Annotated in this window: 15 protein-coding genes; 6 read left to right on the top strand and 9 right to left on the bottom strand. The window is 40.4% G+C overall.

The annotated features are described in order from the left end of the window. Positions 1-15: 15 nt before the first annotated feature. The 7 genes from Q4574_RS11730 to Q4574_RS11700 all read right to left on the bottom strand — a co-directional run bounded on the left by Q4574_RS11730 (position 16) and on the right by Q4574_RS11700 (position 5,496). Entirely contained in the window at positions 16-564 is a 549-nt protein-coding gene (locus tag Q4574_RS11730) for a DUF3833 domain-containing protein (protein ID WP_303474323.1), read from the bottom strand. Between the two features lie 2 nt (positions 565-566). Continuing rightward, on the bottom strand, positions 567-1,010 hold the full coding sequence (locus Q4574_RS11725; protein WP_303474322.1) for a chalcone isomerase family protein: 444 nt from the start codon (positions 1,008-1,010) through the stop codon (positions 567-569). A gap of 66 nt (positions 1,011-1,076) precedes the next feature. Further along, positions 1,077-2,330: a cyclopropane-fatty-acyl-phospholipid synthase family protein gene (locus Q4574_RS11720; RefSeq protein WP_303474321.1), complete on the bottom strand. Its 1,254-nt coding sequence runs from the start codon at positions 2,328-2,330 to the stop codon at positions 1,077-1,079. Then, the gene (locus Q4574_RS11715; protein ID WP_303474319.1) at positions 2,320-3,063 is read right to left on the bottom strand and encodes a DUF1365 domain-containing protein; all 744 of its coding nucleotides are present in this window, start codon (positions 3,061-3,063) and stop codon (positions 2,320-2,322) included. The genes Q4574_RS11720 and Q4574_RS11715 overlap by 11 nt, the downstream gene beginning before the upstream one ends. Further along, on the bottom strand, positions 3,063-4,352 hold the full coding sequence (locus Q4574_RS11710) for an NAD(P)/FAD-dependent oxidoreductase (protein WP_303474317.1): 1,290 nt from the start codon (positions 4,350-4,352) through the stop codon (positions 3,063-3,065). The genes Q4574_RS11715 and Q4574_RS11710 overlap by 1 nt, the downstream gene beginning before the upstream one ends. Next, complete coding sequence (locus Q4574_RS11705) at positions 4,349-5,077, bottom strand: SDR family NAD(P)-dependent oxidoreductase (RefSeq protein WP_303474316.1); 729 nt, start codon at positions 5,075-5,077, stop codon at positions 4,349-4,351. Before Q4574_RS11705 ends, Q4574_RS11710 begins: the two co-directional genes overlap by 4 nt. Further along, on the bottom strand, positions 5,074-5,496 hold the full coding sequence (locus Q4574_RS11700; RefSeq protein ID WP_303474314.1) for a nuclear transport factor 2 family protein: 423 nt from the start codon (positions 5,494-5,496) through the stop codon (positions 5,074-5,076). The genes Q4574_RS11705 and Q4574_RS11700 overlap by 4 nt, the downstream gene beginning before the upstream one ends. Positions 5,497-5,684: 188 nt before the next feature. On the opposite strand from Q4574_RS11700, the gene Q4574_RS11695 reads away from it, so the two are divergent. The 3 genes from Q4574_RS11695 to Q4574_RS11685 are packed head-to-tail and all read left to right on the top strand — an operon-like array spanning position 5,685 to position 7,602. Further along, positions 5,685-6,266, top strand: a complete 582-nt coding sequence (locus Q4574_RS11695) for an LON peptidase substrate-binding domain-containing protein (RefSeq protein ID WP_303474312.1) — start codon at positions 5,685-5,687, stop codon at positions 6,264-6,266. Between the two features lie 57 nt (positions 6,267-6,323). After that, a complete protein-coding gene (locus Q4574_RS11690) occupies positions 6,324-6,938 on the top strand; it encodes a sigma-70 family RNA polymerase sigma factor (protein ID WP_303474311.1) in 615 nt (204 codons plus the stop codon). Further along, on the top strand, positions 6,931-7,602 hold the full coding sequence (locus tag Q4574_RS11685) for a ChrR family anti-sigma-E factor (RefSeq protein ID WP_303474310.1): 672 nt from the start codon (positions 6,931-6,933) through the stop codon (positions 7,600-7,602). The genes Q4574_RS11690 and Q4574_RS11685 overlap by 8 nt, the downstream gene beginning before the upstream one ends. A 96-nt stretch (positions 7,603-7,698) precedes the next feature. Here Q4574_RS11685 and Q4574_RS11680 read toward each other — a convergent pair whose 3' ends face one another. Beyond that, positions 7,699-8,466, bottom strand: coding sequence for an outer membrane protein assembly factor BamD (locus Q4574_RS11680; protein WP_303474309.1), 768 nt, complete (start codon positions 8,464-8,466; stop codon positions 7,699-7,701). Between the two features lie 245 nt (positions 8,467-8,711). On the opposite strand from Q4574_RS11680, the gene rluD reads away from it, so the two are divergent. The 3 genes from rluD to clpB all read left to right on the top strand — a co-directional run bounded on the left by rluD (position 8,712) and on the right by clpB (position 13,199). Then, entirely contained in the window at positions 8,712-9,695 is a 984-nt protein-coding gene (rluD, locus tag Q4574_RS11675) for a 23S rRNA pseudouridine(1911/1915/1917) synthase RluD (protein WP_303474308.1), read from the top strand. After that, positions 9,688-10,443: a peptidoglycan editing factor PgeF gene (pgeF, locus tag Q4574_RS11670; RefSeq protein ID WP_303474307.1), complete on the top strand. Its 756-nt coding sequence runs from the start codon at positions 9,688-9,690 to the stop codon at positions 10,441-10,443. The genes rluD and pgeF overlap by 8 nt, the downstream gene beginning before the upstream one ends. Before the next feature lie 185 nt (positions 10,444-10,628). Beyond that, positions 10,629-13,199 carry an ATP-dependent chaperone ClpB gene (gene clpB, locus Q4574_RS11665; RefSeq protein WP_303474306.1) on the top strand — a complete coding sequence of 857 codons (2,571 nt, stop codon included), beginning with the start codon at positions 10,629-10,631 and terminating at the stop codon, positions 13,197-13,199. A 118-nt stretch (positions 13,200-13,317) separates the two neighbouring features. Here clpB and prsT read toward each other — a convergent pair whose 3' ends face one another. Next, positions 13,318-16,101, bottom strand: coding sequence for an XrtA/PEP-CTERM system TPR-repeat protein PrsT (gene prsT, locus Q4574_RS11660; RefSeq protein WP_303474304.1), 2,784 nt, complete (start codon positions 16,099-16,101; stop codon positions 13,318-13,320). Between the last annotated feature and the right edge of the window lie 92 nt (positions 16,102-16,193).

The following is a 16,193-nucleotide window of genomic DNA, read 5'->3' as shown; positions in this document are numbered from 1 at the left end:
TCGTTAACGAATAGTCTATTGACACTTTCTAATGGGCGGGGTTTTGTCGAAGAAGATGGATATCTCCGCCACACCGATACCTAATTTACTCATATAAGAACGATTCATCATACGATTATCGTCCATCATAAACATCCAATCGTCTACCTTTAGGTCATATTCAGAGTCATCAATGGGGACTCTAAGGGTATAATGCCAATTGAAACTCATGCCAGAAGCACTACCGCTTGCTTGACCGATAACGTCGCCCGCTGAACCCGTCACAGAACCATCTTGCTGAATACTAAGCTGCCATACTCGGATTTGTGTTTCACCATCTGCGTAGTAAAAGGTTTCATGCAATTGGCCAGTATCGCCTTGCCAAGTGCCAACAATGTCAACGCAAAAACGACGCACTGTTTTTTGACTATAATCCTGAACAATCCCCCAAGCGGTGACATCTCCTGAAAAGTACTGTTTCAAGTCAAATTTTGGTGAGGTATTTTGATACTCATCTATTGACGTTGAACAGCCTGTTAATGCTAGTGCCGCTGCGCAAACAGTAGCAGATTGAAAAAGGTTCATCGTTAACTCCCAATAAGTTGTTTACGAAGCTTAGGATAACTGCACTTTTCATCTAGCCAAATGGCTAAAAAGCTTGGGCCAAATTTCTGATCTTCAATAACGCCTATTGGCGCATCGTTAAAAAAGAATTCACTATGACCGTTAGATCCAACCTTTAAGGTTAGTACGTCATGCTTATTAATATTGGGCCAAATGGAATCGAGTGTCTGTAACCAGTTTTCCACATCCTGGGAAGAAAAGCCGAGTTTCTGCCATTCTTGTTTTGTGCGATTGAGTAAATCTTCACTCTTAATTGCTCTTAAGTATTTTATTTGTAGTGCTAGTGGCAGCTCATCTTCGCTGTATTTGCCGCTCTTGCTGTAAAGGGTAGAGAAATAAATATCGAAAAAGAACACTTCTAACTTGGCAGAACCCACTTTTGATAGATCTGCAATTGGATTTGCCATAACTGAACCTAGGGGGTAAATGCTAAGCATTAAAATAAGACAAAATCGGAGTATTCTGTACATACTCTATCTCACCACTTGTCCAATAAATGATGGCTTACTCAGCACTAGCTGTAGTGTTGAGATGGTGCGCTCTAAAAAGCCCCCTTCACAGTAACTAAGATAGTAACGCCACATACGCACAAACCTGTCATCATATCCCTCTTTGGCAAGCACTTCCCGTTTAGCCAAAAATCGCTGGTGCCAATGATTGAGGGTTTGCGCGTAATCAAGACCTATGTCATGTGAGTCGCGGATCATCATATCGCTGTACAATTTTAAGTGGCGGTTCAATTCAAATTGCGAGGGTAAAAATCCACCTGGGAAAATGTGTTTCTGAATGAAATCCACATCTTTACTGTAACTTTCGTAGCGACGATCGTCGATGGTGATAGACTGCAAAAGCATCAAACCATCCTTTTTTAATAACGAAGAGCATTTTTCAAAGAAGTTAGGTAAGAACGTTTTGCCAACGGCTTCAATCATTTCTATGGATACTAATTTATCGAATTTGCCCGTTAACTCACGATAATCTTTTTTCAGCAGAGTGATGTGATTTGATAGGTTTTCTTCACAAACCCATTGTTGAGCATAGGCGAATTGCTCATCGGAAATCGTGGTAGTCGTTACTTTACAACCATAGTGTTTAGCCGCAAATATCGCCAATCCGCCCCAACCCGTGCCAATCTCTAGAAGGTGATCCTGTTCAGTGAGCTGCAATTTGTCGCAAATTGTTTTTAATTTGATTTGTTGTGCTTGTTCTAAAGTGGTATCTGGAGTGGGATAAATGGCAGCCGAATACATCATGCTGTTATCTAAAAATTCGGTATATAATTTATTGCCTAAATCATAATGTGCAGAAATGTTCTTTTTAGCTTGCTGCTTAGAATTTTTGTTTTTCAAATGGCTGAGTTGACGAAGGGGCGTCGCTAACCAACGCATTTTCGCTTCCCAAGCATCCAACATTGGTAAGTTACGAGCAAAGATACGAATCACATCAGTGAGGTTGGGCGTTTCCCATAAATTGTCAGTGAAGGTTTCTCCTGATGCCACGCTGCCGCCAAACAGCAACTTTCGATAAGCCGTGAGATCGAGAAAGTTAATTTCAGCATGAAGATCCGAATTAGCGTCACCAAATCTATCTACTAACACACCACGTTCTTTTACCGTCATCATCCCTTGGGGGATTTGACTGAAAACTTTAAGCAAAATATTTCTGCAAATACGGTCTGTTGTGGATAAAGTTTCCGTTCCCGTCAGGGTGTTTTCACTATTTAACATCTGCTTCTTTTTCCTTATTGCCAGGATGACCATAGAAAGGCACACCTTTGATAAATAATTTCAATGCCTGCCAATAAATACCAACAACGGTTTTTATTGTCATACTTGGGATACTTAGTAATACGCGTAAAAGATGTTTTGAGTTCAAAGGTTCGCGCACAAGGTTAAGTTTTGCGTCAAAATGTTTCTGCTTTTTGAAGCAACTAAGGACGAGGTTGAGCTTTTTGTCAGGTTGCTTAACTTGCCATTTATATTGCATGTCCAATGGATTAAAGGGTGACACATGAAACTCTTTTTCACAGTCTTGCTGGTCCGCTAAATCAACTAAATAATGGTGTCTTTCATTCCACGGTGTATTGCTTACTTCGGCAAGCAAATGGCTAAATGTGCCATCGGCTTGCTGTAAATAATAGAAATTCACTGGACTGAAATACAAACCAAACATGCGTAATTGTCCCAAAAGAAAAACCTTCCCTGTGAGTGGTTTGTTGGCTAACTCTGACATCCTTTTCAAAACTGAAGACTTAAGGTCATTTTCGGGGTTTCCTAAGTAGTCAGAACGTTTAAACCTGACCACGGAAAAACGATTTTGCGAAAACCCTTTTACTGTTTCACACAGCTGTTCTATTTCATCTAAATCCAACCAAAACATAAATATCTTATAGCTAAATGCATGTTTTTTAGGAAAATGTCGCGCATGGAAAATCTGGCCGGTATAAAGTGCACTGTGCATCAGAGTTCTACTCCAAATCGCCGGCAAACATCTAAGGCGCTACGCACACCATCTTCATGAAAACCGTTGTACCAATATGCACCGCAAAAATGCATACCTGATATTCCACAAATTTCGTCTCGGCGAGATTGTGCCTTGGCGCTTTGCAAACTAAATTGAGGATGGTGATACTCAAACTGTTTTAAAATTTTCTCCGGTGCAATGTGATCACTATTATTTAAAGTGACGCAAAAGGTATGTTCAGATTCCAAACGTTGTAAAATATTCATGTTGTAGGTTAAGGATGTTGGTTCGTGTTGCTCGTTAGGATTACCTTTAAGTAAATAATTCCAGCTGGCCCAGGCGAGCTTGCGTGTTGGCAACACTGAGGTATCTGTATGCAGCACTACTTCATTGGCACTGTAGGGCATAGCCGATAAAATCTCTTTTTGAGGCGGTGTTGGGTGTTCTATCATTTTAAGTGCCTGATCGCTATGGCAAGCAAATATAACCTCGTCAAATTCAAGTACGGTATTGCCATTTTCGTCATTGGACTTAGCCAATGAGATAACGTATTTACCATCTCTAATCTCCACCTGACTTATTGGGCTGTTGAGCAGAATTTTATCCTTAAAGCCCTTAGTTAATGGGGCGATATATTCTCTGGAGCCACCGATAATTGTGTACCATTGTGGTCTGTCAGTAATGTTTAATAGTCCGTGATTATTGAAAAACTGTAAAAAGAAGGCTAACTGAAACCCTTTTATGTCTTCCAATGTCGCTGACCAAATTGCTGCGCACATAGGTAAAATATAGTTGTGATTAAAATCTTCGCTAAATTTATGTTGAATTAAGAATTCGCCGAGAGTGACTTCCCCAATTTGTTCAGGTGTTTGATCTTGAAAAAGCTGCTTACATAATTTGTTGAAGCGTAAAATGTCCCTGACAATGCGATGGAATTTGGGACGGAAAATATTTCGACGTTGAGCAAAAAGACTATTAATTGTGTTGCCATTGTACTCTAACTGGTCTCTTATGTTTTTAACACTGAAGCTCATTTCTGTTGGCTGACCTTGGATCCCAATTTTCCTAAGCAATTTAATAAAATTGGGGTAGGTCCAATCGTTATAAACAATAAAACCAGTGTCTATGGCATATTGCTTTCCTTCCAGTTCAACGTCAATTGTAGCGGTGTGGCCACCAATATAGTCATTGGCTTCAAAAACAGTGATGTCAAATTTTTCATGGAGCAAATGACCACATGTCATCCCCGAAATGCCGCTTCCAATAATCGCTATTCGCTTTTTCATTTAGTATCCTGAGTGTTCTTTAGCTTGCTGCTTATTTTGAATTTTGCCCATGCAGGAAAAAGATTTAAAAAACGCAAAATAAAGCTTAATTTTTTGGGGAAATATATACTTGAATGCCGTTGTTCAATGCCGTGCAAAAAGGATTGTGCAGCCTCTTCAACACTTATTTTCATGGGCATTTCAAAGTCATTTTTATCGGTCAATGGCGTCTCCACAAAGCCCGGCGACGCACTTTGCACCAATATGTCTTTAGACGCTAAATCAACTTGCATGCTCTTGGTAAAGTAATGCAACGCGGCTTTGCTTGCACCATAAGCTTGGCTTTTGGTGAAAGGCAGCAATCTGGCAAGGCTGTCCACGATAACAATTTGTGAAGGAGGTTGATTTTCTTTGAGTAAAGCCGCCGTGCAATTTACTACGCCCATAAAGTTAACATTGAATACGCGTTTAAAAAGGTTAACTTCAAAGTTATCTATATCAACATATTCGCACACACCTGCGTTTAAAACGGCAATATCCATTGTCACGTTTTGAAGGGCTTCGCTTACCTGCTGTTGGTCGGATGTATCAAACTTTAAGGTTGAAATATTATCGTGTACCGCCATTTTGTTCAGCTCGACTTGATTTCTTCCGCAAGCAATCACCTGATATTGATTGTTAGCACACAAAAGAGAGAGCGCTTTACCAATCCCTGAGGTGGCGCCGGTAATTAAAATAGTTTTCACGACACTAACCTTTTTTTAAGTGTTTTAATCACAAATTTTAGTACAGGAACTTGTTCGTAGATCATCTCCCCTAAATCATAATAGTCTCTGTGAAAAATAATTTTTTCATCGTCACTTTTTAAATGACTCACCCCATCTATTTCAAACTCCTTTCCTGAATTTAATTTGGGGTGAATAATCAGCATTTTCCAAGTCACAAAAATATCTGATCTGAGCTGGCTTATAAGTTGAATAGTGCATTCACATTTAGATGTATTAGTGAGCAAGTTTCCAAAATAATGTTGAATATTATCAAGCCCTTGGTGTTTGCTCAGGGGGTCTATTAAGACTGCGTTTGGAGCATAGATTTCACTTAAACGAGCAATAGACTGTATTGATATATCTCGATAAAAATCTTCGAATTTTGTTAATAAACTCATAAGTTGTCATTTTTTGTTTGACCATGATTAGCATTACTTTGTCTACTATCATTGGGATCATATTAAAACTTAAAATATTCTCGTTTGCGGTTAAATTATCAATGATACTGAATTATCGGATGAATTAATTGGATCTAATTTGCTGTTACTAGCGTAATTGACTGTGATGAATTAATAGGAACAGCAATTTGGCTTTTGAAAATTTAACCTATCCCTTATTTCCGTTGTCTGCACACATACTGCCAGGTGGGGTGATGTCATTGCGCATTTTTGAGCCTAGGTATATCCGCATGGTGAAAGAAGCATGTGCGCAACAATCTGGATTTGTTATTTGCATGTTCAATACGATGGGAGACAAGGACTTAAACCAACATTTTTATCCCATAGGGACCTTTGTTACCGTTGAAGATTTCGATTTATTGGAAGATGGTTTACTAGGTATCACTGTGAAGGGGCACTTTTGCGTGACTATCGAATCCGTGGAAACGGCAAAGGATGACCTTAGAATAGGGCAGTGCCGTCGGCAGGAAAGCTGGGTTCCCTCAAAACCTGACAGCCAAGACACTATTATAGCGTCTAAATTAAAAGAAATTTTTGATAGTTACCCCGAAGTGGATTCCCTTTATTCAGAGCCAGAATATGAGAATATAGTTTGGGTTGCTTATCGCTGGTTAGAGCTGCTTCCCGTCGATGCAGATAAGAAACAAATATTTTTAAAGCAGAAAGATTGTCGACCAGTCTTGGAATTTTTATCACAACTGGTAAAGTGATCCTTTATTATTTTACCGCGTAAAAACTGGAACAAGAATGATTTCAGGAAAATACGCATGTTAGTCGGAATTCCATTGCAGTCGAAAAATGCAAACATACCAACACCTAAAGAATGCGCCAAAGAAATGTCTGAGCATTTGGTCACTGTGGCTGAAAATCGGTGTAAGCGCTCATTTGCTGAGGTATTTAACTATTTCGCCCCCAGGCTTAGATCGTACTGTTTGAAACAAACTGGCAACGAAGCTTTAGCTATGGAGTTAGTGCAAGACACTATGTCTAACGTCTGGCAGAAGGCGCACTTATTTAATGCTGAAAAAGGCTCCCCTTCTACTTGGATTTTCACCATCGCTCGAAATTTGCGTTTTGATATGCTGAGAAAGCAGCAAAATCGAAAAGAAGATATCTGCTCAGACGATTTGTGGCCAGTGCTATGCGAGCATACTGCAGATGCTAATGAGGTATCCCTTGAGCAGCAAATGACTATGCAGCAAATTAATACCCTGTTTGACTCTCTGCCAGAGAAGCAAAAAGTGGTGATAGAAGCCATTTATATCGAAGGAAAATCACAACAGGAAGTTGCTTCTCAATTAGATATTCCTTTAGGGACTGTGAAGTCTCGTACCAGATTAGCGTTACAGCGCTTAAAAGAGTTGATTAAAGACGATGATTAATTTCCACCCTTCTCAACAACAGCTGAGAGAATTTGCCCAAGGTTTGAGCGCACCAGCACTTTCCCTGGTTATTTCTGCCCATGCAGACATGTGTCCCATTTGCCGCAAACAACTGGCTCAAATGGAAAGGGAATCAGCAAAGGCGCTGGATGACGCAAGGTTGGTTGGCCAGTCTGAGCAAGTTGTTGATTTTGCATCTATGCTTGCTGATATTACCTGCCTTCCTGCTGCAGAGGTACCGAGCAGTAACAGCATAAGCCGTCAAATAGAACTGGACGGGCGTAAGTTTACCGTACCACGGGCGCTGAAACGTTATGTGGAAAAAACCGGTAATTGGTCGCATTTATTGGGGAATCTTTGGCAGGCGCCAGTGGACTTAGGGCCAGTGGGTAAAGCTAATTTTATTTTCATGCAAAAAGAAGGTCGGGTACCAGAACATACCCACAGAGGCACAGAGCTAACGTTAGTCATTGATGGGGAGTTCAGCGACGGTATCTCACATTACGATACTGGTGACTTTATTCTGATGGACTCTAATAATACCCATGCGCCTTATTCCGAAGCTAGTGAGGGGTGTTTAGTGTTTACCATTGTTGACGCACCATTACATTTTACTTCTGGAATTGCACGTTTACTCAATCCCTTTAGTCACCTGTTTTTTTAGTCGCTTAGAAAATCTAAAGCATGAAAAAACCGCCGTTGATGACTCATCAACGGCGGTTTTTTATGATCTTAATGAAATGATCAAACCATTAAAAAATTAGCTTACATAGCGACTATCTGGATAATTTAGTTTTAAGGTTTTTAATGCATTGTTTTTCAAGTCTTCAAGGTCTAATTGGTCATAACATTCAACCATGATTTCCAACGCATTTTGAATTTCACTAGAGTCAGGGAAGTATTCAAGTACATATCGCCCGCGATTCGCTGCGGCAACATAGGCTTCTCGACGCATATAAAAACGTGCAATGGCTATTTCATATTTAGCTAAACGATTTTTAATGAAAACCATGCGTTTTTTCGCATCCGCAGCGTATTTACTGTCTGGAAACTTATTGATTAAACGCCGGAAATCAGCAAATGCTTCCCTTGAACGGCTTGGGTCTCTATCAGAACGATCAATGCCCACTAGTTCTTGGAAAAGATTTTTGTCGGCATCTAAATTAGTTAGACCACGCATGTATAGTGCATAATCCACATCTGAATGGTTGGGATTAAGTCGCACAAATCTATCAATAGTTGCGATAGCTTCGTCTGTTTTACCTACTTTGTAATAAGAGTAAATTAGATCCAGTTGCACTTGGTGAGAATGGGGGCCAAAAGGGAAGCGGGAATCAAGTGTACTTAAAATTTCTGTGGCAACGTTGAAATTACCTTGCGACATACTTTCTTTTGCTTGATCATACAGCGCACTTTCGCTTCTGTTACCAATTAGGATGTCATCATCATCAGGTGAAGAAGAACAGCCATACATAGTGGCAACAGAAATCAGAACGATTAGTTTGTAGAATGAATTTTTAAATGTCATGTTACTCTTATTCTATACAGGGATTTAGCAGGCATTAAAAAATCCGCTAAACTTTGTTTTCAGTAATCCATCGATCCGAGGCATTCTACCCTAGGGATCCATGGGATGCACGTTTTGTTATAAATCACCTAATCGTGATGTCTGGTGTTTGCATTTGTCCCCGCATAATGTGAATCAAATCGCCAGTTGCGGGATATTATATTTTTATAGCTCTTAAACACAGCTCTTAAAGGACACTATTTTACATGCCCAGCGATCCACAAGCGATAAAACTCTCTGCAGATGTACCAGAAACGTTAATTGGTAAACGGTTAGATCAAGCTTTAGCCGAATTGTTCCCTGATTATTCACGATCTCGCTTAAAAGAATGGATTTTAGCCGGAAATGTTCATTTAAACGGCTCTGTTTGTGATAAACCCAGAGAAAAAGTGTTTGGTGGTGAACAAATTGCTATCGAAGCCTGGTTGCAAATTCAGGAAAATCACAAAGCACAAGATATTGAACTGAACATTGTCTATGAAGATGAGCATATATTGGTAATTAACAAACCCACTGATTTGGTCGTTCATCCGGGGGCAGGTAACGCTGATGGAACAATTTTAAATGCGTTGTTAAATCACGCTCCAGAGGTTGCTAGTGTGCCTAGAGCTGGCATAGTTCACCGTCTCGATAAAGATACGACGGGTCTGATGGTGGTTGCCAAAACAGTGCCTGCACAAACTCATCTTGTTGAACAACTGCAAGCGCGAGAAATTAGTCGAGAATACGAAGCGGTAGTCTATGGCACTATGGTTGCTGGTGGGATAGTGGATGCGCCTATTGGTCGTCATCCCACTAAACGCACCAGTATGGCGGTTCGTGAAACTGGCAAGCCAGCCGTGACTCACTATCGTATTAAACAAAAGTTTCGCGCCCATACTCATCTGCGATTAAAATTAGAAACTGGCCGCACCCACCAAATTCGCGTTCATATGGCGCATTTACGTTATCCCCTAGTGGGCGATGTGTTGTACGGGGGCAGACCGCGCCTGCCTAAGGCCTGTTCTGAAGATATGATTAATATGCTTAGGGGGTTTAAACGTCAGGCATTACACGCTATTCAATTGGAATTATCTCACCCAACGACAGGGGAGTGGATGAGTTGGCAAGCGCCGTTACCGGATGACATGGTGGAACTTCTCAGTGTGCTAAAAGAAGATACTAGCGAACATGGAATTGCCGATGACTGAAGCCGTGTTAACAAGCCCTATTCGGACGCCGCACTGGAACTTACCTGCGGGTGTTAAGGCGTTTTACACTACACGTAATATAGGCGCAAGTCAGCCGCCTTATGACAGTAATAATTTGGCGATGCACGTTGGCGATAACTCAGCAGATGTGCAGTTAAATCGGGATGCATTGCCCCTGAGTGATTCAATCGCTTGGCTAACCCAAGTACACGGAATTCGCTGTGTACGCATCACTAAAGATTATTTTTTGCCCTTAGAAGTGGCCAAAGCAGACGCCAGTTTTACCACTGAATCAAAAAACGTCTGCGCGGTGATGACTGCTGACTGTATGCCAATTTTAGTCGCCAATACCGCCGGTACTTGTGTGGCGGCAATTCACGCTGGCTGGAGGGGATTGGTGAATGGTGTGATTGAAAATACCCTTGCTAGCATGAATTGTGATCCAGACACCTTAACAATTTGGATTGGTCCGCATATTTCACAACGACATTTCCAAGTATCTGAAGATTTAAAGCAAGTATTTGCTAACTACCCAGAGGCATTTGTTGCGGATGTGGAGCATGGAAAATACTTGTGCAGTTTAGCCAAAATCGCTCGTGAAAAGTGCCGTGCCATTGGCGTAAATAACGTTGTTGAAAGTGGTATCTGTACCTATGTTCATCATGCTGACTTTTATTCCCATCGCTACGCTCAGCATCAAGGTCAGTCCCAAACAGGTCGTTTTGTGTGCGGGATTTATTTGCAATAAAAATCCAACGCATTGTGTAAAATATAATCTTTTTTTAGCACAAATTTTTGAAACCAAGATTCAACCCTAAATAGCCTCAAAAAATTAACGTTTTTACTGATCTAGATCAATCAAACTACATCGTTACCTTGAATTGGTTACTAAAAGTACCCATTAATCTAGTAAATCAATTTTGAGGAAATTTTATGCGATTAGATAGATTTACCAGTAAATTTCAGATGGCAATCTCTGACGCACAATCAATAGCATTGGGCAGAGATCATCAATACATCGATCCTGTACACTTAATGACGGCTTTGCTCAATCAGCAGGGTGGTTCGATTCGCTCGCTGTTTGATAGTGTTGGCGCCAATGTCAATGCGCTGCGTTCTTCCTTGGCTGAAGCGATCGAAAGATTGCCCAGAGTTGAGGGCATAGGCGGTGATGTGCAATTGAGTAAAGACACCATAGTGTTGCTTAACCTGAGCGATAAAATTGCGCAAAAACGCAAGGATGAATACATCAGTTCTGAAGTATTCGTGCTGGCGGCTTTGCAAGATAAAGGCAAATTGGGGGACATTTTCCGTCAATTAGGTATTACTCAAGAGCAAATCGAGCAAGGTATAGAAACCATGCGCGGTGGTCAAAAAGTAACAGATCCTAATGCAGAAGACGTTCGTCAAGCATTAGAAAAGTACACTACGGATCTCACAGAAAGAGCTGAGCAAGGAAAACTTGACCCAGTGATTGGCCGGGATGAAGAAATCCGCCGTACTATTCAAGTTTTACAACGCCGCACTAAAAATAACCCCGTGTTAATTGGTGAGCCTGGTGTGGGTAAAACCGCGATTGTAGAGGGCTTGGCACAAAGGATCATTAATTCTGAAGTACCTGAGGGACTAAAGGATAAGCGAGTTTTATCTTTGGATATGGGCGCACTTATCGCAGGTGCCAAATTTAGAGGTGAGTTTGAAGAACGCTTAAAAGCCGTTTTAAACGAGCTTTCTAAAGAAGAAGGTCGGGTGATCCTATTTATTGACGAGTTGCATACAATGGTGGGAGCGGGCAAAGGCGAAGGTGCAATGGATGCCGGTAATATGCTAAAACCGGCCTTGGCGCGAGGTGAGCTACATTGCGTTGGAGCAACGACATTAGATGAATACCGCCAATATATTGAAAAAGATGCTGCACTAGAGCGTCGTTTCCAAAAGGTCATTGTAGATCAGCCTAGTGTGGAAGACACCATTGCCATATTGCGTGGACTTAAAGAGCGGTATGAGTTGCATCATTCAGTCGATATTACGGATCCGGCAATTGTTGCTGCGGCATCATTGTCTCATCGTTATATTCCGGATCGGCAATTACCTGACAAAGCTATTGATCTCATTGACGAAGCAGCATCAAGTATTCGTATGCAAATGGACTCTAAACCAGAAGATATGGATCGTTTAGAGCGTAGAATTATACAGTTAAAACTTGAAGAGCAGGCATTATCTAAAGAAAAGGATGATGCCAGTCATAAGCGTTTAGAGCTCATTGAGTTGGAGCGCGAGCAACTCGAAAATAAATTTTCTGAATTTGAAACGATTTGGAATACTGAAAAAAGTGCCATGCAAGGTACCCAACACATTAAATCTGAGCTTGAACAAGCCAAACTCGATATGGAAATCGCACGTAGGGCGTCTGATCTTAATCGGATGTCTGAATTGCAATATGGCCGTATTCCAGAGTTAGAGCTAAAGCTAGAACAAGCATCAGAAGCTGAACAAACTGAAACCCAGTTGTTGAAAAACAAAGTGACGGAAAACGAAATAGCAGATGTGCTGTCGCGTTGGACGGGCATTCCTGTGAGCAAAATGCTCGAAGGAGAAAAAGACAAATTACTGCGCATGGAAGAAGCTCTGCAAAGTCGTGTAATCGGCCAAACTGAAGCGGTGAATGCAGTCAGTAACGCTATTCGACGTTCCCGAGCGGGACTGTCTGACCCAAGTAGACCTATAGGTTCATTTTTGTTCTTAGGTCCAACGGGGGTAGGTAAAACCGAGTTATGTAAATCCTTAGCCAACTTCTTGTTTGATACCGAGCAAGCGATGGTAAGAATAGACATGTCAGAGTTTATGGAAAAACACTCTGTTTCTCGTTTAGTTGGCGCGCCTCCGGGTTATGTCGGTTATGAAGAAGGGGGGTACTTAACTGAAGCTGTGAGAAGAAAACCCTATTCCGTTATTTTATTGGATGAGGTGGAGAAAGCTCACCCCGATGTGTTTAATATATTGCTTCAAGTCCTTGATGACGGCCGTTTAACAGATGGACAAGGAAGAACCGTAGACTTTAAAAATACGGTTATTATCATGACCTCAAATATTGGTTCTGATGTGATCCAAGATAAACACCAAGAGAGTCAATATGATGAAATGAAAAATATGGTGATGCAAACGGTCGAACAGCATTTCAGACCCGAGTTTATTAACCGTATTGATGATGTGGTGGTCTTCCATCCCCTTGGCTTAGAGCAAATTAAAGCAATAGCGAAAATACAATTATCGTCTTTACGTGAACGCTTGCTTGAGAAAGGCTTTGAACTAGACCTATCTCCCGCGGCTTTGGAAAAAATAGCCGAAGCAGGATTTGACCCTGTATACGGAGCACGACCCCTTAAACGGGCAATTCAAATAGAAATTGAAAACCCGCTAGCACAACGCCTGCTAGCTGGCGATATTCAACCTGATAGTACTATTCGAATTGATATGGATGGAGATGCTTTGAAAATCAGTTAAGCAAGGGGATAAAACCTTTGTCTCGCTGATGTTGATGCGATTCAACTAAAAACTAAAACGCCGCCTTATTATTTAAAGGCGGCGTTTTTTACTATGTTGCTTAATTAGAGGGCGTGTTTTATAACTGATTTAGCAATTCTTCTGCTTGTTTCTTTTCCATAAAATCTTGGTTAGCGTTTAAGGCTCTTTGCACTGAAGTTTTGGCTTCAGCTGTTCTACCAAGTTTTTGTAAAGTGACGGCTAAATGGTACTGATTCGAAGGGGAATTAGAATCCATAGCAAATGATTTGCGCAGTATAGTAAGTGCTTCATTGTATTTACCTTGCAAGGTTTTTATCCACCCTTGAGTGTCATAAATCGCTGAGTTTTCAGATTCAATGGCTAATGCTTGCTCGACATATTGCTCTGCTTTGGCTAAATCTTTGGCCACATAAATATTGGCTAAATTATTGAGCATAAATGCTTTATTAGGTATGTTTTCAACCGTTACTAGCTTTCTATAATGGGGTGTGGCTTCATCAAAACGATTTAAATTCAGTAAATAGTCTGCATAGATACTACGTTGAAAATGTTGTTCTGGGTTCTGTTCTAAAAAATCCGTGACAAAAGTTTCAAATTTATTATTGTTAATCCCTCTGGAAGCGAGTTGATATAATTTAAACATGGCGTTGCGGTTTAAATTATTGATCTGTAAGGCGCTAAAGTAATTGTCAAAGGCGTTTTCGAGTGCATTTTTTGCGATATTTAAGTCACCCGATAATATCAACAGTCTTGACTCTTGTGGGTGGGTCTTCAACCACTTCTCAACCATTTCACTGGCACTGTTAAGATCATTCGTTGCTAGATGTAAACTTATATATTCAGTGGCTAAGAATAAGCTATCAGGATGAATTTGGTAAGCTTCGACAATGCTTTGTTTAGCGTCTTCAATCAGGCCTGCTTTATACTGGAGTTTACTTAATTCAACTAAGCCTATTGCATTATCTTGAACCAAATTGTAGATCTTTTTAATTTCCCGAGCGGCTCTATCCGTTTGCTTCAACGCAATGTATAGCTCTACTCGACGCATCTGATAAACAGCCGCATCCGGCTCAGTTTTAATTGCAATATTTAATTGTCTAACGGCTCTTTCAAGCTCACCTTGCTGAGTATAAATCGTGGCTAATAATTCAAGTGCTGCCAAATTGTTAATGTCTTTTTGTAGTACTCTTTGCAGGTTTTTTTCCGCGTCTTCTAACATACTTGCATTAAATTGACAGCGGGCCAAAAGGGTTAGTACACGGATGTTATCAGGTTGGATGGTGTTAAGTTTTTCGACAATTTCCAGTGCTTCTTGATGTTTACCTCGGGAGCTTAGGAGATTAGCCTTATTGTATTGTGCTGAAAAGTGATCAGGATTAATGGCTAGTGCTTTGTCTAGGTATTCTTCGGCTTCCGTAGGCTTACCTAGGCGAATCTGAATTCCTGCTTTTAAGTTAAGAAAATCAATATTTTCTGGTACTGCTTCTAGGAGTTGATCAGCTATTTCATCGGCTTCCGCTAACCGATTCAGGTTCATCAATAATTCACTGCGTAAAATCACAAACCTAAGGTTCGTTTTTGCATGTTTAGATTGCTCTAGTTGTGCTAAGGCATCTTCAACTTTACCCCGAGATTGTAGGGTTTTTATTTCTAATAATTCTACGTTGGGGTTGTCAGGATACTGCTTTTTCAATTTTCCTGATATTTCGACAGCCTTAAACGCTTTGTCATTGGCTAAATATAATTCGGCAAGGAGTAAAGCGTTGTCGAGTTTTTCAATGAGGTGGCGTTCATGTCGCTGCATCACTTCAAGGGCAAGTTTCGATTCATTTAGTTTTAAATGTGTTTTTGCTAATAAAGCTACCGCTTCTAAATTATCTGGCACAAAGTTAAGATACTGAATGAAAAACGTTTTTGCTTGAATGTAATTCTGTAGTGCATAAGCAGACAACGCACTCACGTAAAATAAAGAGGGATCGTCTTGCAAACTTTCTTCACTAAGACCGGCTAACTGAGCGCTTAACTTTTCCAATTCTCTAGCGGCATCATCACTCAATTGATTCTTCGCCAATAACCACGCTTTCAATAGCATGCCGGTAGGATCACCAGGTGTTTGTTCTAATATTTCATCTAAAAGTTGTTTGGCAGAGTCGATATCTTGATTTTTCAAATACGCACTAACTAATGAGCGTTTTATGATTGGGTCTTCAGGTTCAAGAGCATAACTTTGTTGATAATATTTAATTGCCTCGTCCAACTTTTGTTGAAAAAGATATAAATCACCTTTTATCCGCAGAGTCTGTGCGTTGTCAGGTTCTAAAGCAATTGACAGTTCTAAATAGGACGATGCTTTGTCGTATTTTTCATCTCGCATCTCAAGAGAGGAAAGGGCATTGAGAACTCGAATATTGGCTGGATCATTCTTTAAAGCTAACTCATAACCCTGACGTGCTGCTTCAACATTTTTAAGATTTAACTGGGCTGTGGCAACAATAATTTGCCATTCATTTAAACTCTTGGCGCTAAGGTTATTGAATTGGCTATCAATGATTTTTTCATTTTGCTTAGTATAAAGCCAAACTTTACCAAGGGTATCGACAACTAAACTAGGGTCTGCACCCATAGCTAAAGCTTCTTCTAAAATTTCTTCTGATTCATACATATAGCCGCTAATCAATAATACTTTTCCCATGAGTATTTTAGCGGGAAGGTTATCTTCATTTTCTTTTAAGCTGTTTTTTAGGTGGATATAAGCAGTTTCAAAATCTTTATCTTCAAATGAGGCCAGAGCTTTTTCATAAAATTCACTACTGCTCTGTGCGAAAACCTGACTGCTCAATAACAATAAGGCAGCGATAGATATTTTTTTGGCAAGTTTCACCACGTAAGATCTCTCTATAATTGTGAGCTCAAGGATTGTTCGTAAGTTGATACAACAAGATACCGCAAAGCGTAAAGACTTTACACCGTTAG

The organism is Aliiglaciecola sp. 3_MG-2023, assembly GCF_030548205.1.
In the GTDB taxonomy this organism is placed as follows: Bacteria; Pseudomonadota; Gammaproteobacteria; order Enterobacterales; family Alteromonadaceae; genus Aliiglaciecola.
The sequence above is the reverse complement of the archived record's forward strand: the minus strand, read 5'-3'. Positions and strand labels throughout refer to the sequence as shown.